This window comes from Aquimarina sp. U1-2, from assembly GCF_017897595.1.
Taxonomy (GTDB): Bacteria; Bacteroidota; Bacteroidia; order Flavobacteriales; family Flavobacteriaceae; genus Aquimarina.
In genome coordinates this window covers 164,961-187,180 of the sequence record NZ_JAGKIK010000001.1, presented here as the reverse complement: position 1 = coordinate 187,180, position 22,220 = coordinate 164,961, and the positions used below count along the sequence as shown (strand labels likewise).

Genomic DNA, 22,220 nt, shown 5'->3' with positions numbered 1-22,220 from the left:
TTCTTATCGGTCGGTTCTGCTTACATCAAAAAAGTCTAAACCAGTTCAAAAAGAAAAATCACTTCAAAATCAAAAATAATTTATTTTCAAAATTTGAAGTGATGTACTGTGTCGTTTTATCTGCTCATTGCATACCAGCTTGCAGAAGGTAGATTACTAAGCAAGCGTTTAAACTTTCTCATATCTACAATTAGAATACCGTAAAATAATTTTTTCATAACCCAAATTTTTAATTAAACATCTACTACGATTGTTTATCAATACGTACACCTCTATTTGCACTTATTGGTTGTAAAAGGATCATTTTGGATAAAAAATAATAAATCTTGTGTTTATCCTTATGTGTGATTGGAACTACTTTAATATAATCATTAATTAAAAAAAGTCAAGTGATTTAACGAGTTTTAACTATGAAATAAATACATATTAACATTCAATAAATAGACTGTATAAGATTGAATATAGTATATATGTATTTTGGAAGAAATTGGAGCAACTTGTACGATTCAATTTACTTCCTAAATATCGAGATAAGTACATCGTGGATTTTATATGCATCATCTAGGATACACAAAGAATTAGGTGTAACAATTGGTTAATAGTATACGCTTTTACACGTTAGATCTGACGTTTTTTCAGGACGAAGCACTAAAATGATAGATAAATAGAGTTAATTTTTTTCATGATTTGTAGAAAAACTTATGGAATCCCATAAACTCACTATGGAATTCCATAAAAACGTTAACTATTTTGAGTATAATTTTAACTCAAACGGGTAAAAGTATTCTCTTAAAATAAAATTATCGTAAATAATTTTTTATGATTCTTTTAGTACTATTGATCTGGAAAACCCTTATTAAATATGAGTTTAAAGTGTATTGGTAATCTTATCAATTGTTGTACAGATATTTAGATATGCAAATATTATGGTTTAACCGTAAATATTTGGAGTAATAAATGTAGACTTGACTTAGTAATATTCCTTAATTTTATGTTAACCAAATTACCCCTCTCATGATACTTAAGATATGTACGAAAAATCTGCTATGTCTCCGCTTAGAGTGGTTTATGAAGAAAATTACCTGAAAAGGGAATTGTATGCACTCTTAAAAGAAGATGAAAATATTTTTGATTTCATTCAGGAATCAGCTTTAGATGGGTTGTGGTTTTGGGATCTAGAACATCCCGAAAATGAATGGATGAATCCAAAGTTCTGGACTACCTTGGGGTATGATCCAGACGAGATGCCTCATCAATCTACCGCCTGGCAAGACATTATCAACAAAGATGATTTAGATGTGGCGCTTGCAAACTTCAAGAAACATTGTGATGATCCTAGTTTTCCCTATGATCAGGTGGTGCGATATCAACACAAATTAGGTCACATTGTATGGATACACTGTAGAGGAATTGTAATTCGAGACGAGAAAGGGAAACCATACAGAATGCTTGGTGCACATACTGACGTGACGAAATTGAAAAAGACAGAAATCAAGCTAAGAAATCAAATTTCAAAATACGAGCATATCATAGAAGGTACTAATATTGGTACCTGGGAGTGGAACATACAAACCGGACAAACTATTTTTAATGAACGTTGGGCGCACATTTTGGGATATACGCTATTAGAACTAGACCCTATTTCTATTACAACATGGACCAATAGTATTCACCCCGATGATAAAAGGAAATCAGAAAAAGCACTACAAGATTATTTTGAAGGTAATACCGAATTCTATGAATGTGAAACCAGAATGCGTCACAAAAATGGAGATTGGATTTGGATTTTAGATCGAGGTAAGATTATAAGTTATGATAAGAATGGGGAACCCGAATGGATGTTGGGTTCACATCAAGAAATCACACAAAGAAAAAAGGATTTGCAACGTCATAAGGTATTTATAGAGCAGGCGCCAAGTGCTATTGCTATGTTTGATATTAATATGTGCTATATTTCCCATTCCAAAAAGTGGCTGTTGGATTATAAAATCAAAGAGGATGATATCGTCGGAAAATCTCATTACGAAATATTTCCAGAGATTGGAAACAACTGGAAGAGAGATCATCAAGAATGTCTAACAGGAAAAATCTTACGGAATAGCGAAGATCGCTTCGAAAGAGCAGATGGATCTGTACAATGGATATCTTGGGAGCTACATCCCTGGTACAAAGACAATAATAAAGTCGGCGGCCTTATTATGCTTACCTCAGACATAACGAGAGCTAAAGAGGCAGAAATCGATCTACAAATTAGTGAAAAAAAGTTTCGAGCCAACTTTGAAAATGCAGCAACCGGGATGGCTATTTTAAATCTTAATGGCCAATGGACAGAGGTGAATGCTTCTCTATGTAAGATTTTAGGATACACTGCCGATGAGTTGAAAAAGCTAAGTTTTCAAGATATTACACATCCCGATGATCTCAAAGTGGATATGAAATATGTTAATGACCTTGTAAATGGTAAAATATCGTACTGTCATATTGAAAAACGATATTTTCATAAAAAAGGTAATATTATACATGTTCAACTCTCGGTTTCTATCATGAGAGATGAAAATGAAAACCCTTTGTATTTTTTGGCTCAAATTACAGATACTACTTTGCGAGTACAAACGCAAAATACGCTTGAAACAACATTAGCAAAGCTAGAAAGTGTACTGGAAGCAAGTTCGCAGGTTAGTATCATAGGTACCAATACAGATGGTCTTATCACAAGTTTTAATAAGGGCGCTGAAAACTTATTGGGATACACAAGAGAGGACATGATAGGGAAACAAAATTTATTGTCTATTCATGGTTTGCAACAAATTCAAGAAAGGGGTAAGGCACTTTCTCTACAGCTTAATAAAGATATTAGTGGTTTTAGTACACTAACAACTTTTTCTAATAGGAAAAAATTTGATACTAGAGAATGGATTTATTATAAGAAAGATGGCTCAAATTTTCCAGTTCAATTAACTATGACTGCAATCAAAGAGAAAAATAAAACGGTTGGATATTTGGCGGTCGCCGCAAATATAAGTGAGATAAAAAAAGTAGAGACCGAAATAAAATCATTATTGGCAGTTTCTAACGGTCAAAACAGAAGATTGAAAAATTTCGCACATATCGTGTCACATAATTTAAAATCGCATTCAGGTAATTTTAGTATGTTACTAGATCTATATTTACAAGAAAACCCTGATCAATGTGATAATGAAATAATGAGTTTGTTTCAAGAAGCATCTGATAATCTATCGGAAACTATTGATCATTTAAATCAAGTAGTTCTTATGAGCAGTAAAGTTGAAGATAATGTCAAGATCTTAGATCTAGAACGTAGTATTACAAAAGTAGCTTCTAGTGTAAAAGTTATTGCTGAAGATGCTAATGTTACAATAGAAAATCTGGTGTGTCCAAAAACCAAAGTTCTTGGTATTCAGGCGTATTTGGATAGTATAATTTTAAACTTCATCACAAATAGCATTAAGTATAGATCACACGACAGAGAAAGTTATGTGTTATTAAGTTCATACGTTACAGAAAAATACGTTGTACTTGTAGTCGAAGATAATGGTCTCGGAATTGACTTAAATAAGCATCATTCCAAACTATTTGGTATGTATAAAACTTTTCATAGAAACAAAGATGCTAGAGGTATAGGTCTGTTTATAACCAAAAATCAAGTAGAAGCATTAGGAGGTAAAATAGAGGTAGAAAGTGAAGTGAATAAGGGAACAACCTTTAAAATTTATATGAAGTATGAAAAAGATTGATTTAGCCTGTATTATTGATGATGATAATATATTTATTTACGGTGTTCGAAAGGTGATGGAACTAGCTGACATCTGTAATAATTTTTTAATTTATAGAAATGGTCAAGAAGCTTTAAATGCACTTGCATCCATAATTTCGTCTAATGAAAAGTTGCCAGACATGATTTTATTAGATTTAAATATGCCTATTCTAGACGGCTGGCAATTCTTAGATGAATTTATACAAATCCCAGTTGCTAAAAAAGTTACGATTTATATCGTGTCGTCGTCTGTAGATCCGGCAGACGTATTGAGAGCAAAGTCGTATGAAATTGTAAGTAATTATGTAGTAAAACCAATTACCATGAAAAAGTTAGAAGAGCTCATGCGTGACTTTGCAGCATCTCAATCCTAAATAACGTTAGTTAGGTATTCTTTTACCACTTTAAAAGTTTAAATGGAAACGGCTCTCTTGGGTCTTGCGTTATTTTTTATTTTTTTGCGCACATTGCGCAAATAAGCTTTGCTTCCAAAAAATTTATTTCGAAGTCCGGGTCTTTGAATAGTATTTTTATTTTTCATTTAAAAAAGGTTAAAGTGCAAAAAGTACAGTTATTATGTATAATATACAGGCAACTGCAACTAATAGTGTTAATGATTTAAATAGTTTTTTCTTGAATCTCATAGCCTAATAAGATCTTACTGTATTATTTTAGATTAGACTAAACCCAAACTGCTACATAAACCAGCTCTATAAATATAGTGTTCTTTCTTAAAAAAAGTCAATAAAAGTAGAAATTAAAGCAATAACAAATACAAAAAATGAAGTTGCTGTTAATATAATAAATGACTTTCTTGATTCTTTTTTCAAAATAATTGATTTAGGGGTTATTTAAATATAGAGTTGAGATCGCTAGTTAATCGGTTTAAAATCTATAAACTGATATGTTGGATATCATGCTAATATTCTAATGAAGCATTCGAATCTCTAGATACTATAGATATACACATGCTTTCAATATATTCAGATACACCGAATTGTCAAGCGCTTTAACTTGCTTTAACGCGTGTATCCTGTTTTTAACATTTTTTATGTTAAATCTTAAAAAAAATTGTTAATTCAGTTGAATTCAAAATTTTCAGCTACATATAAATCCAAAATCCGAGGTTATTCTAAGTTCGTTGAGCCCGATTTATGTAGTAGAATGTCGTTATGAGGTTTACAAACGCTATGACAAAGCATTGCTTTGGGCAAGATGTCGCGCTAGAAATGTTTTCTAAGTTTCAGCATAGCAGTTTACCCTGAGTGGAGTCGAAGGGCTACAGTGACATTGAAAAATACAGCGGGCGTTTATTTTTGAAGGTATGTTAAGCCGTAATAGATTTTATAATACATAATCCGGGTTTAATCGTCATTCGTATGATTAACCTGTCCGCTTGATACTATATCTTTAGCTTCAGGTTCTGTTAGTTTTTCATTCTCTTCTACAAGAGATTTAACTTTTTTCTGACTTTGATCTTTCAACTTTTTTAAATGATATATAGTAGGTACTATGGCAACTACTGCCATGAGCAAAGCAATCGAAAATGTACTGAATAAAATTAGGGATAACGAGGCTTCAGCTTCCCAAAAGAATAATTTAATCGCTACAACTTGTGAGTTTTGTAGCGTAAAAGTAGTAATCGCTATAAGTGAGATAGCGGTTAATGTCAATATTGCAAGTTTTTTCATTTTGTTATGGTATTATTTTTATGATGCATAATCCAAGTTAAAAATATAAAATTAATATTCGTTTTCTAAGGTAAATACGATGCTAAATTAAGAACTGGTTTAACCCCATTCTACTTATGAAAGTGTTTGGTAATACCATAAAATACGTTGGTCTAAGTATTTCAAGCACTATTGAATTACTTTTCTTAAGGAAAAGTATCAATACTAAGCTGCTTTGGAGTATCATAAGAACTCCGCCTAACGAACTATTTTTAATAAAATATAAATTAATTTTAGAAATACCGATGTCATATTCATAAGTTTTGCCTTATAATATTGATGATATCACACAACAACTTCATTACTATTGATATATTCAAAGTTTATAGTGTTATTTTTTTTGCTATACTTTGTTCTTCATGTACTTCAGAAACGAATAACTCGGTACGTGAAAAGCCGAATATCATTGTACTCTATGCCGATGATTTGGGATATGGAGATGTAGGAGCTTACGGAGCGAAGTACGTAAAAACACCAAATATTGATTATTTAGCCAAAAACGGGGTAAAATTTACAGATGCTCATAGTGCTTCTGCAACGTGTACACCCTCTAGATATTCTTTACTAACCGGAAGCTATGCGTTCAGAAGAAAGGCAACTGTACTTCCAGGAGATGCAAGCCTTATCATTACGCCGGGAACCATGACCTTGCCTTCCATGTTGCAAAAGAATGGATATACTACTGCAGTCATCGGGAAATGGCATTTAGGATTAGGTAATGAAACTGTCGACTGGAATAAAAAGGTTGCTCCGGGACCTCTAGAAATTGGTTTCGATTATAGTTATTTGCTTCCCTCTACGGGAGATAGAGTGCCAAGTGTATTTCTGGAAAATCATAAAGTAGTGAATTTGGACAAAACCGATCCTTTAGAAATATCATTTACAAATGATCCTAAACAGCCTAATCCCTACAAAAGACCTACTGGAATCACGCACCCAGAATTGCTAAAACAACAAGCCGATGAACAGCATAGCGGTTCTATAATTAATGGTATTAGTCGTATCGGTTTTATGGGAGGAGGCATATCTGCAGAGATTGTTGATGAAAACCTTAACGATGTCTTGTTAAAAAAAGCCGTTGACTTCATAAATCAAAATAAAGAGCATCCCTTCTTTCTATATTTTCCTTTTCATGATATACACGTGCCCAGAGTACCACATCCAAGATTTAAAGGAAAAAGCACCATGGGTCCCAGGGGAGATGCTATTGCACAGATGGACTGGACCGTAGGACAGATAATAAGTACTTTAAAACAATTAGGTATTGAAAAGCAAACGATGATCATCTTTACTAGCGACAACGGACCTGTTTTAAACGATGGATATGAAGACGAAGCTGTAGAAAGGTTGAAAGATCATCAACCTTCCGGAATTTTGAGAGGGGGTAAATATAGCGCTTTTGAAGCAGGTACTCGAGTTCCAACAATATCATATTGGCCAGGCACTATACCTAACAAGGTGAGTAGCGCACTCTGGTCACAAGTAGATTTGTGCTCCTCTATTGCCGCAATGATCAACTATAAAGTAGATGAACATAAATTTATTGATAGCCAGAACATGCAAGATGTTATTTTGGGTACATCAGAAGTTGGAAGAGATATTATGTTACAAGAATCGTATACGTTTGGATTAAGATTTAAGAACTGGAAATACATTAAACCATCTTCAAAAGATTATCGATGGGTAGATGAAGATAAAGGAATAGCGTCTGGTATTGATACAATCGAGAAACTTTATGATCTTAACATTGACCCCAGAGAGCTTAGAAATCAAGCAAATACCGAAATAGAAAAACTTCAACAAATGCGTAGCCTGCTTAAAGACATTATTAATGAAGATTAAACTTAGATATAATTTTTTAAAGGGGGTTATTTCAGTGATAACTTTATTGTATGTCGTACATAGTATGAATGCGCAAGTGACAATACCGCATAAAGGTCAACCTAATCTGCCTAAAGAAACAGCAATAGTTTCGGTTTTACCCAAAAAGAAGCATTTGTGGATTTTTATCATGGCCGGGCAATCAAATATGGCGGGAAGAGCTTTTATAAGTCCGCAGGATACCATTCCTAATGCTAAGATTTTAACAGTAACCCAACAACACGAATGGGCGTATGCAAAAGCCCCGTTACATCGATATAAGCCAAAACTCATGGGTTTAGATTGTGGACGTTCATTTGCTGAAGAAATTTTAGAAGCTACTAGCGATTCTATTCATATAGCGTTATTGCCCTGCGCAGTAGGAGGTACATCAATAAAAGAATGGCTGGGGGACTCACTTAGAAAAAATGTACGATTATATACAAATTTAAAAGAGCAGGTCACTTTTGCCAAACAATATGGAACGATTAAAGGTATGCTTTGGCATCAGGGAGAAAGCGATGCCAATACAGGTTTATTAACTTCGTATAAAGACCATTTATTAGAAACAGTACAACGTATTCGTACCGAAGTTAATAATCCAGCTTTGCCCATAATTATTGGTGAATTGGGTAAAAATAATAGAAATGTAAACAATCAAATGAATCGAGAGGTGATAAATAAAATTTTACTAGAAGTTTCTAATGATGACGAATACATGAGACTTGTATCTTCTAAAGGTTTTACAACTTTTGATGGATATCATTTTGATAATACATCTGTAAAACTCATGGGGAAAAGATATGCTCAGGCTTTTATGAATCTCAGTAACGGCGAGTAGGATTTATTCTAAAATAATACAGTATGCAGACAAACGGAAAAATCACTTTATTAAAATTTAGTATTTTTAAAAGGGCTATAAATCAAGGTTTTTTATGGTAAAGAAGGGTTATTTACGTCTCAATGATGATCAACATGATGGTATCAAACAGGATGTGTATTCTTCTTTTGATACTATACCGGATCTTGAGATTTGGCGCCAGTTTAAGACCGGAAATGAATCGGCTTTTATACATATTTATAAAACATATTTTAAAAGTTTATACAACTTTGGCCTACAGTTTTCAAAAGATACGCATCTGGTTGAAGATAGTATACAGGATTTGTTTATTGATATTCGAAGAACCAGAAAAAAATTATCCGATACGACTTCAATCAAATTATATCTCTACAAAGCTATTCGAAGAAAAATACTACGAAGTATCAAATCCTCTAGAAAACGTTTGTGGGATGGGTCAATAGAAGAAGGTAATAATTTTCATTTTACATTTTCTTATGAGCATCATCTGATCTCGCAACAGCTTAATGAAGAAAAAATAGAACGTCTAAACCGAGCCCTTCAAACACTTCCCAAAAGACAACGAGAAGTTATTTATTATTTTTTCTATGAACAAATGGGATATCTCGAAATTAAAGAAATAATGGATTTTGCAAATATAAAAAGTGTTCGTAATAAAGCGTATATAGCCTTAAAGACGCTTCGTAAAAGCTGTGAATAAGAAAAATTCTTCAAACTAGAACAAACGCAAGCTGCACCTTAACAGTATACCAAAGTAATTCATGATCTTAAAATTAATCATAGCAAATAGCGCTAAGTACATCTTTAATGATTTGAAATGAAAAAGAACAAATTTCCTTTACGCTAACTAGGTAAGCAATACTGGTTTTTCCTAAATTTCTGAAAGTGTAAAAATTTTAATTTCACTATTTCAACTATATATAATAGAATGCCTGAAAATTACCTAAATGTCAAAATTAACAATAGCATATCATATTGAGTTTAGTCGACATGTACTTATCAACCCTTCAGTTTCTCTCAGGGTTGTAAAAACATGCATCAAATATTTAAACAGATAAGATTAAAATTTAAACGTATGAAAAAAACCTATACCTTCTACAGTTGTATTGGCTTACTTTTTATAGTACTGATAGCTTTTTCTTGCGCAACATCAAATCCAGAAGACAATAATGGTGATGAAGTACCGTATTATGGAGCCTTTTATAAATTACCCATTCATCAAATCAAACCTAAAGGATGGCTAGCGCAATATTTAATTAACCAAAAAAATGGATTAACAGGACACCTTGAGAATGCAGGTTATCCATTTAATGTTGCCGGGTGGGCACAGAAAGTAATCGATAGTTCTAGTTGGTGGCCTTATGAGCAAACAGGATACTGGATTGACGGAATGTTAGCTACCGGATATTTACTAGAAGATAAATTTTTAATTGATAAGGCTAAATCTAAAATATATCCGGTGCTGCACAATACAGATAAGGATCATTTTATTGGTCCTTCATATTTAAAGAAAAAAAAGAATAAGCATAGATGGGTGCATGCTGTATATTTTAGAGCGTTAATGAACGAATATGAGGTTACTCAAGATCCTGAAATCCTCAAAAAAATGAAAAACTTCTATCTATCGCAAAACGTCGAAAACTTCTACGAAATTAGGGATCAATTAACTATAGAAAGTATGCTTTGGTTATATCAACAAACTAAAGATACCGTATTATACCAACTCGCAGACAATATCTATGATAAGATGAATGATGTTGATTTTATGGATAGGCCGGTTACTGCTGACAGTTTCTTAAAATCAGAACCTATTTATGAGCATGGTGTAACCTACAACGAGATTGCGAAACTGGGAGCAATCATGTATTTGTATAGTGGTGACAAAAAATATCTTGAACCCTCTATGGCTGCTTTTGCTAACATTGATTCGTTTTATATGATGGTCGATGGGGTTAACGTATCTTCAGAACATGTAAGAACGCCTCCTCATTCATTACAAACACACGAGACCTGTGATATTGCTGATTTTTCTTGGAGTCTGGGTTACTTATTAATGGCTACCGGCAATACCAACTATGCCGATAAAATTGAGAAAGCTATGTTTAACGCAGCTCCTGGGGCTGTCACTTCAGACTTTAAAGCACTACAATATCTATCTGGACCCAATCAGGTGATTCTTGATTCTACGTCTAATCACAATAAATTTTTTAAAGGAAATACGGCCATGATGTTTGGCCCCAATCAGTTTACAGAATGTTGCCCGGGAAATGTAAATCGCATTATGCCTAACTATGTATCGCGATTATGGATGAAAAAAAGCGAAACCAATATTGTGGCAGCGATGTATGGCCCTTCTAGCTGGAGCGGTTTAATACATACTACTCCAATAACGATAGAAGAGCATACCAGGTATCCTTTTTCTGATGAAATTGTGTTTGATTTTTTTCCTGAAAAATCAGTAAATTTTATTTTTACCTTTCGTATACCGAATTGGTGTGAGGCTCCTCAGGTAAAAATTAATGGTGTAACCTCTACTCAGAACTATAAATCTGGGAGGTATTATGATATCGAGCGAGATTTTACTTCAGGAGATAAAATTACGATATCACTACCCCAAAAAGTACGTTTAAGTAAATGGCCAACTAACGGTGTAGCTATAGAAAGAGGACCTTTGGTTTATGCATTGAAAATAGATGAAAATTGGCAGGCTTTAGAACCTAAGAAAGAAAACGCGAGATCTACAAAGGATTTTCCTGCTTATCATGTTACTGCATCTAGCGATTGGAATTATGCATTAGCAATTAACGAGATTGATATCGAAAATCAGGTCGAGGTAACTCACCATCAATGGAATCTAAATCCGTGGAGTGCAAAAAACGCCCCTATTTCTATTAAAGTCCCGGCAAAAAAAATCGATGATTGGAAAATTATTCAAAAAGACACTGTTTTTTATGCTATGAATGTTCCTACACAAAATAATGGCAAAACAATCTGGAAAGAAAGAAACGATTTTGAAAAAACCGGAAATTTTTCATTCACTCCTCCATTACCGGATTTAACTATAACTGAAAAACCAAATGATACGATTTTTGAAAAAATCACCCTTATTCCTTACGGAAGTGCCAAACTTCGTGTTACCATATTTCCATGGTGGCAGCATACGCAATAAAGTATCTACATACTGGATTTTTATAGGTCTGGAAGCTAGTAATTTTGTAAAAAAGTAAATAATTAACAAAAATTTTAAGGATACACGGTGTTATTTACAATAGAACTGCCTTATTAATAATAGTAACCTAGAATTGAAATGAAGAAGAAAAAGAATATAGAAGATTTTTTAAGTGATGAAGAGTTCGTGAGATGGGTTAAAAATCCGGATCCAGAGTTAGATATTTTCTGGTTAAAATGGTTGCAATTATATCCAGAACAAAGAGATGTTCTCATGAAATCCAGAGAGATTATTTTATCGATGAAATTTAAAACGCACGCTGTTAAAGCTACTGTCGAAGAACAGTCTTTGGATCACATACTATCCATGAATTCCATCATAAAAACACCTCGTAAAAAAGATAAGACTTCAACATCGTTTATTTTTTTAAAAGTTGCTGCAATTGTCATTGTACTTTTATCAAGCACCTATCTGGTCAATGATTATTTATCTACGCCGATAAAAATACCGCCTCAGGCCAAAGTTTCAGATATTATCAAAAAGAATCCAAATGGAAGGCAATCTAAAATTCGTTTACCAGACGGATCGATCGTATGGCTTAATGCAGGAAGCGCTCTTTCTTATCCTTCTGTGTTTACAGATACCGAAAGAGTAGTTAGCTTAGACGGACAAGCCTTTTTTGAAGTTGTAGAAGATACAGTTCGCCCATTTAGAGTCAATTCATTAGGTCTTACCACTACCGCTTTAGGTACTTCTTTTGATGTGAATGCCTATAGTGATCAAAATAAAGAGGTTAAAATATCGCTAGTAAGTGGAAAAATCAGTATCGAAAACAAATCTTTAAAAACTGAAAATATTACCTATCCTGGCGAACAACTTATCTACTCTATAAAAGATCAAAAAAGTAGTATTCGGTCTTTTGATCTGAAAGAAGTTATAGCATGGAAGGAGCAAATTTTGTATTTCAAAAATGCTTCTCTTTCAGAAGTTATACAAAAACTTGAGCGATGGTATGGTGTAGAGATTCAGCTAAAAAATAGACCTTCAAAAAATTGGAACCTTACAGGAGAATTTAAAAAACAAAAACTTAAACGTGTACTGGATAGGCTTTCATTTATCGAAGATTTTAATTATAAAATAAAAGGGAAAATAATAGAATTTAAATTTTGAACTATGAATCATACCAATAATTCTTCATAAAAACAAAGAACAGTCTACTACCAATAGACTGCTCTTGTATACAGCCGAGAAACGATATCGATTCGCAATTGAAATACGATTCACGGCTCGTTTAATGAATACATCAAAAAACATAACAAAATTATGAAAAAAAAATTACTGCGATCGAACTATTCGATCTCTAAGCGTATGTTACGAACCCTAACTATTACTTTGTTTTTTGTCAATTTGCTAATTGCCAATCATGGGAAGGCGCAAAAATATAAAAGCGTAAAAGATGTCTTTGTTTCTGTAAATAATGCAAATATGAGTATCAAAAACATACTCAAATCGATTGAAAAAAATACAGAATTCGTTTTTATGTATGATAAAAATGATATTACCAGTCAAAATACTATACAACTTCCTGAAACTTCACTTTCTGTTGCAAAAATTCTGCAAACTATATCCGAAAATACAATGTTGCGATTTAGGCAGGTTAACCGTACTATAGATGTGCGATTAGATAGATCTGTATCCAAACCAAACACTTCAATACAAAATATGATCACAGGAACGGTTACAGACGAAAACGGCATGCCACTACCGGGGGCTAATATTTTGGTGAAAGGCACTTCAAACGGAGCAGTATCTGATTTTGACGGGAATTACTCTATCGCCGTTAATAGCCAAAGCAAAATCTTGGTGTTCTCTTATTTAGGTTATGAAACCGAAGAAATTGAAATAAAGGGTAGAAGAGTAATCGACTACTCTTTCAAGCCTGATGCATCGGCATTAGATGAAATCGTGGTAGTAGGTTATGGTACACAAAGCCGACAAAATATTACGGGTTCGGTCTCATCTCTAGAAGAATATCGACTAGAGAATGTACCCAATACAAACTTTACACAAGCACTTCAAGGCTCGGTATCTGGAGTTTATATTACCAATAATAGTGCAGGCGCCGAAAACGCTGATGTGAATATAAGAATACGAGGTCAAAATTCAATCACGGCGAATAATGGCCCATTAATCGTTCTGGATGGTGTACCTTTTAGCGGAAATATTTCTCAAATCAATCCTAATGACATAGAATCGTTAGAAGTTTTGAAAGATGTGTCTTCATCAGCAATTTATGGTACTCGAGGGGCAAATGGTGTTATTTTGATCACTACAAAAAAAGGAAAATTAGGTCGTACTGTAATTAACTACAACACCTATGTAGGTTTTCAAAAAGCTACAAATGTTCCGAATTTAATGAACGGGGAAGAATTTTACAATTTCAAATTAGAAAGACTAGGGGGAGACCCAAACAATCCTGAAACTGTATTTACTCCTACAGAACTTGAAAATTACAACAACCAAAATTTTACAGATTGGATAGATATCTCAACTCGAACTTCTATACAACAAGAACATTCTATCTCGGTATCATCAGGAACCGAAAAAACAAAAGTGTATCTGGCAGGAACATTTATTGATGTAGAGGGTATAGCCAAAGGAGATCAGTTTCAACGGTATAATTTACAGTTCAATCTTGATCAGAAAATAAAGGATTGGTTGACCATAGGAACCAACACTCGATTAAATTATATCAATCGTGATGGTATTGCGGTAGATCTGGCAGGTGCTTTTTTTCTAAATCCTCTTACCAATCCGTATGAAGAAGATGGAGTAACGCCAACAGTATTTCCATGGCCCGAGGATGAATTTTTTGGAAACCCTCTTGAAAGAACATTGTTTGAAAACGAAGACGAAGAATATTCTATATTTTCTAATGTCTACATGAATATCGACATCCCATTTATTCCGGGCTTATCGTATAAACTGAATACGGGTTCAGAATATTCGAATAGAGATCGAAATACATACCGCGGTCGTAACACAAGAACAGGATTACTGGCAGAGGGATCTTCTACCAATCGTCAAGATAGAACCAGAAATTTCTTGCTAGAAAATATTTTAAGCTACAAAAAGAACTTTGGTGCTCACAGTATCGATGTTACTGCGCTTTATAGTAGCCAAATAGAAGATTATCAAAGATTTCAATTAGACGCCAGAGGATTTCCCAACGATCTTTTAAATTTCTATCAAGCAGAGCTCGCCAACATTATTATACCGTCTAATGTCTACAGAAAAAATACTATTATATCACAGATGGGTCGTATTAATTACGGGTACGATAGTAAATATTTACTAACTCTAACCGCCAGGAGAGATGGTTTTTCAGGTTTTGGTACCAATAATAAATATGCCATATTTCCTTCGGTAGGTTTGGCATGGAATATCTCTAGAGAAAATTTCTTGTATGATTCTAAACTAGTAAACAATCTAAAACTGCGGTTATCTTATGGTCAAATAGGGAATCAAGCTATACGACCTTTTAGAACATTAGCCAGACTAGGACCACAAAATTACTTGAGCGGTAATAACAGTTCGCAATTTGCCGCTGGTTTTATTCCTGTTTCATTAGGCAATGCAGATCTTGGGTGGGAGACAACTACCTCATTCAACGCAGGATTAGATTTCGGCTTTTTGAATAATAGAATTCGAGGAAGTGTTGAGTATTATCAATCGACAACCGAAGACCTGTTGCTCAATAGAGGCATATCTGCAGTGCAAGGCATACCTTCAATAGTTCAAAACATTGGAGAAACAGAAAATAAAGGTCTTGAACTTATAATTTCCGGTGATGTTATTGAGAAAACGAATTTTAGCTGGTCTGTAGATTTTAATTTCTCGTTCAACCGAAATAAAATTTTAAAATTATATGGGGATGGAAATGACGACATTCGTAATCAATGGTTTATTGGTCAGCCAATCGACGTAAATTATGGTCTTGTATTTGACGGAATTTGGCAGGAAGACGAAGCCGCAGAAGCTGCAGTATATAATGCCGTTCCCGGTGATGTTCGAATTAGAGATGTGAACCAGGATGGCGAAATAAGTCGAGATGATGATCGAGAGATTTTCGGAAATTTGCAACCTGATTTTATTGCTGGGTTGGGGAGTACAATAAAATATAAAAATTGGGGATTAAACTTCTTTATCTATACAGAACAAGGGGTAGAACGCCCAAATAGTTTATTAGATGCAGAGGTTTTCTTGCAAGGAGGAAGACGAAATGGAGTCCAAAGAGAATTCTGGACACCAGAAAATCCAATCAATACATATCCCAGAAATAGTGAGGCAGGCCCCACAAGTACAGATCCTAATCCTGAAGAAGTACGATTCGTAGAAGATGCCAGTTTTATACGAATGAGGGATGTTACACTATCCTATGATTTTCCCTCGCCTGTACTCGAAACTTTAGGACTGTCTAATTTTAAGTTATACGGTACGGTTAGAAACTTATTCACCATCACCGATTGGACTGGAACTGATCCCGAATTTCAAGGAAGAGTTGATGCAACTCAAGCAGAAAATAACGATATAAGTCAGGGATTTAGGCAATTTTCTATTCCGGTTAACAGAACTTTCATTTTTGGTATTAATGTAAGTCTTTAAAATTTAAACGCATGAAAAAACATAATAAATCAATAACGATACAAAAGGTAATATGGAATAAAATGATCCTATTACTTTTTGGAACTTTAAGCATAGTATCCTGTTCTGAAGATTTTCTGGAAGAAGATCCTGCGAATATTGTAGTAGCCGAAGATGTTTTTGTAGATAAGGCGGGTGTTCAATCTGCACTAAACGGTTTATATCACGAAGTACGAAAAGAGCGTATGGGTAGTAACGGTCAAAACGAAAGTGGCGGAGGAGATTTAAGATTTTCTATCATGGTTAACGGAACAGATAATGTTTTTGCCTTAAATCCAGGAAGATCGTCAGGAGTGATCACCTCTCAGTTTGGCGGTGCAAATAATTCTGCGGCCGGTTATACCACTCGTATATTTGGGTGGTTGTATAGAACAATCAATGCCGCTAATACCATTGTCGATAGATCAGAAAATCCTGAAATAGAATGGTCTTTAGAAGAAAAAAATGAAGCTATCGCCGAAGCCAAGACTGTACGAGCTTGGGCATACAGGCATCTTACCTATCTTTGGGGAGACGTTCCTATAAGTTTAAAAGAATCAACGGGCGATAACATTATAACAGATTGGCAGAGATCGCCTCTTGATGAGGTTTTTGCAGTGATGGAGTCTGATTTGTTATTCGCAGAAACTTGGTTGCCAACAGAGTCTAGAAATCCGGGTACCGTGTCAAAAGCGGTCGCACAACATTACTTGGCAGAACTGTACATACGTATGGGAAAACCTGATCTTGCCGAACGTAAAGCGCAGGCGGTAATCTCAGGGCCTTATGCTTTAATCACTTCAAGATATGGAGTACGTGCCGCTCAACCGGGCGTACCGTTTATGGATCAGTTTTATGATGGGAATGTGTTGCGTTCTCAAGGAAATACCGAGGTGCTTTGGGCAATCGTTCATGAAAATGGAATTGACAATCCCGATCAAGGTAGAAATATAATGCGCCGGTTTTTCGTAGGATTCTATAGAAATATTAATGGTATTGCTGTTTCTGTTGATAGAGGAGGCAGAGGAATAGGAAGATTGGGGATGACCAATTGGGCGTTAAGTATTTATGGTCCCGAAGATGAGCGTAATTCTGAATTTGCCATAACCAAAGGTTATACCTATACTGAAAGTGAAGGAGATAGTCCTCCAGATGGTTTCTCGTTTGGTGATACTATAGAAACTGTAGCTGTTCCCGAAGATAATGTTAATCCTTCTAATCGAAATACTTATCCTCATTGTAGAAAATGGGAATGGGCCGATCCTGCAAATCTTAATCTTAATGAACAATACGGCGATCAACCGTATTTACGTTTAGCAGACACTTATTTGTTATTGGCCGAAGCGCAGTTGGCACAAGGAAATACCTCTGGCGCAGCCGAAGCTATAAACGTAGTACGACGAAGAGCAAATGCCAGCGAGATTACAGCAGCCGAAGTTAACCTAGACTTTCTACTCGATGAACGATCCAGAGAGTTTCTTTGCGAAGAACAAAGGAGATACTGTTTAGTTAGAAACAATAAGCTTATTGAAAGAACACGTCTATATAATCTTCAGGCGGGACCTAACATTACTGAAAGAGATAGATTATTCCCCATTCCTCAATCAGTAATCGATGCAAATTTAACCAACCCGATGAGACAAAATAACGGTTATCAATAAATAGTACAGGCTAGTTTCGAGGATATCCAAAATATGCTCGAAACTAACCTAAGATATCCAGTTTAATTAATCGTCCAAAAATTGACTTTTAAAACCTCTTCACGTAACGAAATCTTAATTATGAATATTCTTAATCGTACATTTAACTCATCAATACTATACTTGAGTGTGCTGTTTGCAGTCCTAAGTTTTGAGCCACTTCTGTCACAAACGGTGATATTTCCCAGAGAAGATGCTTTTATAAGAGGAGGCGCAAATGCTGATATCAATTATGGTTCTGATCCTTTACTATGGGTCAAAAAAGCAGCCGGTGAAACTTCTACCCGAAAATCATTTCTCAAATTTGACCTATCCTCTTTAAATTCAACGGTACGTTCAGCTACATTAAAACTTACGGTAGAATCAGTTAACAATGGTGCTCCAGATAATTATACAGTCGCATTTGTAAACGATGATACCTGGCAAGAAAACACGATCACCTGGAATACGGCACCTACTTCTGAAGCCAATATTACAACCATAACCGGAGTTAATGATGTATCAGAAATTACACTTAATTTTGACATCACTACTGCTGTTCTTCAAGAAATTGCGACAGATGGAGTGTTATCTTTACTCATCTCATCTGATGGTGTCGGTAATATGAAATTTCACTCGTCTGAGGGTATAGGCACTGGTCCTTCCTTAGATATTACACTAGAAAATCCTTCAACGATAAACAATCAACCCGAAATCGCCAGTATCATGGGCACATGTGATTTTAATGGAGGGCGTGGCGACACCAATGCATTTAATGCTTCAGAAGCTATCCAGGCAGCCGGTTTGAGGTATACCAGGATCGGAATTGAACCCAATCTATATCTCGAAGGTGCTAACGTTAAACCCGAATCTATTGATGAAATAGTGTTATTACTATATCAAGAAGGGATCCAACCCATGTTGCTTATCGAACATAATCCGGATAATGGGGCATTAGGAAATGAACAGAAATGGTTTGATATAGGTGCTGCATTTGCTGAAAGGTTTAGGCCTAATAGTAGTTTTCTGGTGCAAAATGGCATTACGAATTGGGGGATCACACAATATTCAGCTATCAACGAACCCTTGTATGGTTTAACTGTTGATGATGTTCCTTCGAATTTACATTTTCCCGTAACAGATTATATCGCAGCTACCCGAGGCTTTGCCAATGGGGTACACTCGGTAAGCGCTACTTTAGAAGTTGCTCCGGGCGGTTTGCAAGAGGTACCTTTATTTCGCAACTTTAATCCGTATATGACAGGTATTGCAACTATGTTTAATAATGGTACTTTGGATGCTTTGGATATTCATAGATACTATGATCGACGGCAAGCCGAATTTACCTTGGTTAATAAAGTTGCTTCGCATCAGGGATTAATCGATCAAGTTAAATCAGATCACGGGATTACTGCAGATTTTAAGGTTTGGAGTACAGAATATAATGCCAGAGGAGCAGAAAATGATGATGATAATGCCAAGGATTTTGTAACGGCAACCTGGGATCTGCTTACCGTTCGAGGTAATGATGAAAACATAGTATCAGACTTTGCCTTAGCATTTCGTACCTACCTACCAGTAAGTTCTAATCGTAATTTAGGCATGGCAGTATCTTCTTTTCCGTTTCTTGGTAACCCCAAGGGTGTTGCTCATCAATTAATGGCCATTATTACCAAAGGTTTTAGAATGGTCGAGGCTGATGAAGATACCGGCGTTGATATCCTTACTGCCGCAAATGGTAATACCATGTGGGTTTTTCACAATCGTGAAGGGTGGAGTAATCTGGCAGGTAATTCATTTGTAATTAATGACTTACCAGATGTTGCAAATATTTTAGAAGTGTATAGATATAACTCCTGGGATCCTTTGATAGGTTCTACAGGCGCTCCAAGTCCCGATAGAACAATTGATATTGCTGGTCTAACTACGGTAAATATCGAAGATCTGGACATAGGTGAAACGTATATGTTCGTTGCTAAGGAAAATCCATCTGAAAATGATATGCCATCTGTAAGCTTAACGATTCCTACCGATGAAACTTCTTTTACAGAAGGAGATACCATTCAGATATCGGCATCGGCTTCAGATCCTAACGGTATAAAAGAAGTGGTACTTTATGCGGGTCCCGTAAGACTAGGAGAGTTTACGACACCACCGTATGCTGTAGATTGGACTAACGTACCCGCAGGTACGACCAGATTGTTGGCCATTGCAAAAGATACGAATGGCGCTGTTCGTTTGACTACACAAGATATTACGGTGCAACATCCCGAAAATGGTGTTAATTTGATCGCCTCAAAAGATGTATACGTAAAAGGCGGACAAACAGATGACGATAATTTTGGAGATAGTCCTGCGCTTTTAGTTAAAACATCAGGAGGAAATAATCTAAAACGAAGAATTTTTCTTCAATTTGATGTAAGTCAGCTTACTGCCGTGCAAGAGGCTATTTTGAGATTGCGTGTAGCCCGAAGCGGTAGTGCACTTCACAATGTATATTTTGTACCAGATGACGACTGGGCCGAAAATACGATTACATGGAATAATCAACCGGAGTTTCCTTTAGAAATTGCAAGTAGTTCAGTTTCAGAAGAAGGACAATGGACCAACTTCGATATTACTGAAAAAGTTCGGGAAGAGCAAGCCGGAGATGGTATTTTATCATTAGCCATTTGGACAACATCAACCGCTCTGGTACAGTATTTTTCTAAAGAATCAGGTGAAGGCAATGAACCCAGGTTACTCGTAAAAGAATCTCCTGTAGTATCATTTGAATTTCCTGAGGATGGTGCCGAGTTTAGTCCAAATCAATCTATCGTTGCAAAGGTAAAGGCGGTATCGACAGATGGTGCCACAATCGAAAAGGTAGACTTTTTTGTGAATGATTCTCTAACCGGTACCGATACAAAAGCACCCTACCTTATTAAAGTGAGAAGAAAAGAATCTGGACCTTTTAAACTCAAGGCAACTGCTACAGATTCTGAAGGAAAAACATCGTCAAAAGAATTGAATCTCTTTATTGCAGCAGACGGGACTTCTCTTCAACCCACAGATGACACCTATATAAGAGGGGGAGCCAATGCAGATCGAAATTATGGTACTAGTGAAGAACTTCAAATTAAAAGAGCTGGCGGAGCCGGGTTTACAAGACGTTGCTTTTTGAAATTTGATCTAAGTGAAGTGACAAGTGATTTCACAACTGCAGAATTGCGATTGCGGGTTAGCAGAAATGATGGGGGAAACGGCCCTAACAATATCTCGTTACTTTTTATTGAAGACGATACTTGGGATGAAGAAACCTTAACCTGGAATACTGAACCCACAGCGGGCGATGTTATTGCCATACAACCTAAAGATGATCCGGTTGCAGTAAATGATTGGTTAACATTTGATATTACCGAGGTGGTTCGCAGAGAACTAACTACTGATAAAAAAATATCAGTATCTGTAGTTTCAGATGGTACAGGAAATTTTAACTTATTTTCTAAAGAAAGTGGTTTGCAAAATGCGCCAATACTATTATTGGATACCGTTGATTTTATAGTGCCTCCAGAAAATTGTGAAGCTTTAGATTGCTTACGCAATGCAAACATAGATTTCTTCGTGGCAGGAAGAGTAGGTGATAATAAAGTTGAAGGTAGGATTTGGGAGGCTGCCATATTTGATCAAAAAGACAGAAAAATCGGCTTAAAAGCCGCCAAAGGGTATCAATGGGAACCAGGACAGCGCGAAAATTTTAGTATTACCTATCAAAAGCAAACAGGATGGGTGGATTTTAAAATAGGCGATGAACAGCTACGCTGGCAAAATCATAAAGAAAAAACATATAGCGAAGTTGTAGCTGTTACAAAATCATTTAAAGAAGGCAACGAATCGTACATTACCAATTTGACAGTAAATGGTACTCAGTTTTCTATAGTATATGCAGAAAAGGAGAGTGCTGGATTAAAAATCCCGGTGGCGTCTGATGCTCAGGAGTTAACAATTAGTGGTGAAATTACTTTTTTTTGGCCAGAGGGAAATAGAAAGTTTCTAAATTCATTCGGACTTTACTTTTCTGAAAAAGAAGATGATGCTACAATTTTTAAACCCTTCCTGAAAATTTTTCCTAATCCAATAACCAGCAATTCAAAAATTAGTTATGCAATTGATCAAACCTCAGATGTATCCATCCAAATTATTGATTTAAGACGAAGAACTGTAGCACAATATCAAAAATCCCAACAATTACAGGGGCGCTACGAAATTTTGTGGGAGAATATCCCTGATAGTAATAAAGTGACATCGGGCGTATATTTTGTTCGATTTACGTATGGTCAAGATGCCATAACACGACTTGTTTTAAAAAGGTAAGTACAGTTGGAGTTAGCCAATTTTAGCAGCAGTGAACGCGACTATTTAGGACTGTATAGTTGGACTAAATAGTAAGTTTCACTTAGTTACTGAAGCCATAGTTTTTAGCATG

At 35.4% G+C, this 22,220-nt stretch carries 11 protein-coding genes; 10 read left to right on the top strand and 1 reads right to left on the bottom strand.

Annotation, left to right across the window (positions count from 1 at the left end; all coding sequences use genetic code 11):
- Positions 1 to 1,028 precede the first annotated feature (1,028 nt).
- The gene (locus J8281_RS00680) at positions 1,029 to 3,755 is read left to right on the top strand and encodes a PAS domain S-box protein (RefSeq protein ID WP_210195664.1); all 2,727 of its coding nucleotides are present in this window, start codon (positions 1,029 to 1,031) and stop codon (positions 3,753 to 3,755) included.
- Entirely contained in the window at positions 3,742 to 4,149 is a 408-nt protein-coding gene (locus tag J8281_RS00675) for a response regulator (RefSeq protein WP_210195663.1), read from the top strand. Before J8281_RS00680 ends, J8281_RS00675 begins: the two co-directional genes overlap by 14 nt.
- Positions 4,150 to 5,139: 990 nt before the next feature.
- Here J8281_RS00675 and J8281_RS00670 read toward each other — a convergent pair.
- On the bottom strand, positions 5,140 to 5,466 hold the full coding sequence (locus J8281_RS00670) for a lipopolysaccharide assembly LapA domain-containing protein (protein WP_210195662.1): 327 nt from the start codon (positions 5,464 to 5,466) through the stop codon (positions 5,140 to 5,142).
- A gap of 318 nt (positions 5,467 to 5,784) precedes the next feature.
- On the opposite strand from J8281_RS00670, the gene J8281_RS00665 reads away from it, so the two are divergent.
- The 8 genes from J8281_RS00665 (at position 5,785) to J8281_RS00630 (ending at position 22,108) form a co-directional block, all read left to right on the top strand.
- A complete protein-coding gene (locus J8281_RS00665; RefSeq protein WP_210195661.1) occupies positions 5,785 to 7,347 on the top strand; it encodes an arylsulfatase in 1,563 nt (520 codons plus the stop codon).
- Positions 7,337 to 8,206: a sialate O-acetylesterase gene (locus J8281_RS00660; RefSeq protein ID WP_210195660.1), complete on the top strand. Its 870-nt coding sequence runs from the start codon at positions 7,337 to 7,339 to the stop codon at positions 8,204 to 8,206. Before J8281_RS00665 ends, J8281_RS00660 begins: the two co-directional genes overlap by 11 nt.
- A gap of 94 nt (positions 8,207 to 8,300) precedes the next feature.
- Positions 8,301 to 8,924: an RNA polymerase sigma factor gene (locus J8281_RS00655; RefSeq protein ID WP_210195659.1), complete on the top strand. Its 624-nt coding sequence runs from the start codon at positions 8,301 to 8,303 to the stop codon at positions 8,922 to 8,924.
- Positions 8,925 to 9,299: 375 nt separating this feature from the next.
- Positions 9,300 to 11,393 carry a beta-L-arabinofuranosidase domain-containing protein gene (locus J8281_RS00650; protein ID WP_210195658.1) on the top strand — a complete coding sequence of 698 codons (2,094 nt, stop codon included), beginning with the start codon at positions 9,300 to 9,302 and terminating at the stop codon, positions 11,391 to 11,393.
- A gap of 138 nt (positions 11,394 to 11,531) precedes the next feature.
- Positions 11,532 to 12,563: a FecR family protein gene (locus J8281_RS00645; RefSeq protein ID WP_210195657.1), complete on the top strand. Its 1,032-nt coding sequence runs from the start codon at positions 11,532 to 11,534 to the stop codon at positions 12,561 to 12,563.
- A 153-nt stretch (positions 12,564 to 12,716) separates the two neighbouring features.
- A complete protein-coding gene (locus J8281_RS00640) occupies positions 12,717 to 16,058 on the top strand; it encodes a TonB-dependent receptor (RefSeq protein ID WP_210195656.1) in 3,342 nt (1,113 codons plus the stop codon).
- 11 nt (positions 16,059 to 16,069) lie between these two features.
- Positions 16,070 to 17,737, top strand: coding sequence for a RagB/SusD family nutrient uptake outer membrane protein (locus tag J8281_RS00635; RefSeq protein WP_210195655.1), 1,668 nt, complete (start codon positions 16,070 to 16,072; stop codon positions 17,735 to 17,737).
- A gap of 120 nt (positions 17,738 to 17,857) precedes the next feature.
- A complete protein-coding gene (locus J8281_RS00630) occupies positions 17,858 to 22,108 on the top strand; it encodes a DNRLRE domain-containing protein (RefSeq protein ID WP_210195654.1) in 4,251 nt (1,416 codons plus the stop codon).
- The last annotated feature ends 112 nt before the right edge of the window (positions 22,109 to 22,220 follow it).

Bases quoted from the DNA above. Each gene is read 5' to 3' on its own strand.
- J8281_RS00665 (WP_210195661.1), top strand. From the start codon at position 5,785: ATGATATCACACAACAACTTCATTACTATTGATATATTCAAAGTTTAT.
- J8281_RS00670 (WP_210195662.1), bottom strand. From the start codon at position 5,466: ATGAAAAAACTTGCAATATTGACATTAACCGCTATCTCACTTATAGCG.
- J8281_RS00675 (WP_210195663.1), top strand. From the start codon at position 3,742: ATGAAAAAGATTGATTTAGCCTGTATTATTGATGATGATAATATATTT.
- J8281_RS00655 (WP_210195659.1), top strand. From the start codon at position 8,301: ATGGTAAAGAAGGGTTATTTACGTCTCAATGATGATCAACATGATGGT.
- J8281_RS00640 (WP_210195656.1), top strand. From the start codon at position 12,717: ATGAAAAAAAAATTACTGCGATCGAACTATTCGATCTCTAAGCGTATG.
- J8281_RS00645 (WP_210195657.1), top strand. From the start codon at position 11,532: ATGAAGAAGAAAAAGAATATAGAAGATTTTTTAAGTGATGAAGAGTTC.
- J8281_RS00660 (WP_210195660.1), top strand. From the start codon at position 7,337: ATGAAGATTAAACTTAGATATAATTTTTTAAAGGGGGTTATTTCAGTG.
- J8281_RS00635 (WP_210195655.1), top strand. From the start codon at position 16,070: ATGAAAAAACATAATAAATCAATAACGATACAAAAGGTAATATGGAAT.
- J8281_RS00650 (WP_210195658.1), top strand. From the start codon at position 9,300: ATGAAAAAAACCTATACCTTCTACAGTTGTATTGGCTTACTTTTTATA.
- J8281_RS00680 (WP_210195664.1), top strand. From the start codon at position 1,029: ATGTACGAAAAATCTGCTATGTCTCCGCTTAGAGTGGTTTATGAAGAA.
- J8281_RS00630 (WP_210195654.1), top strand. From the start codon at position 17,858: ATGAATATTCTTAATCGTACATTTAACTCATCAATACTATACTTGAGT.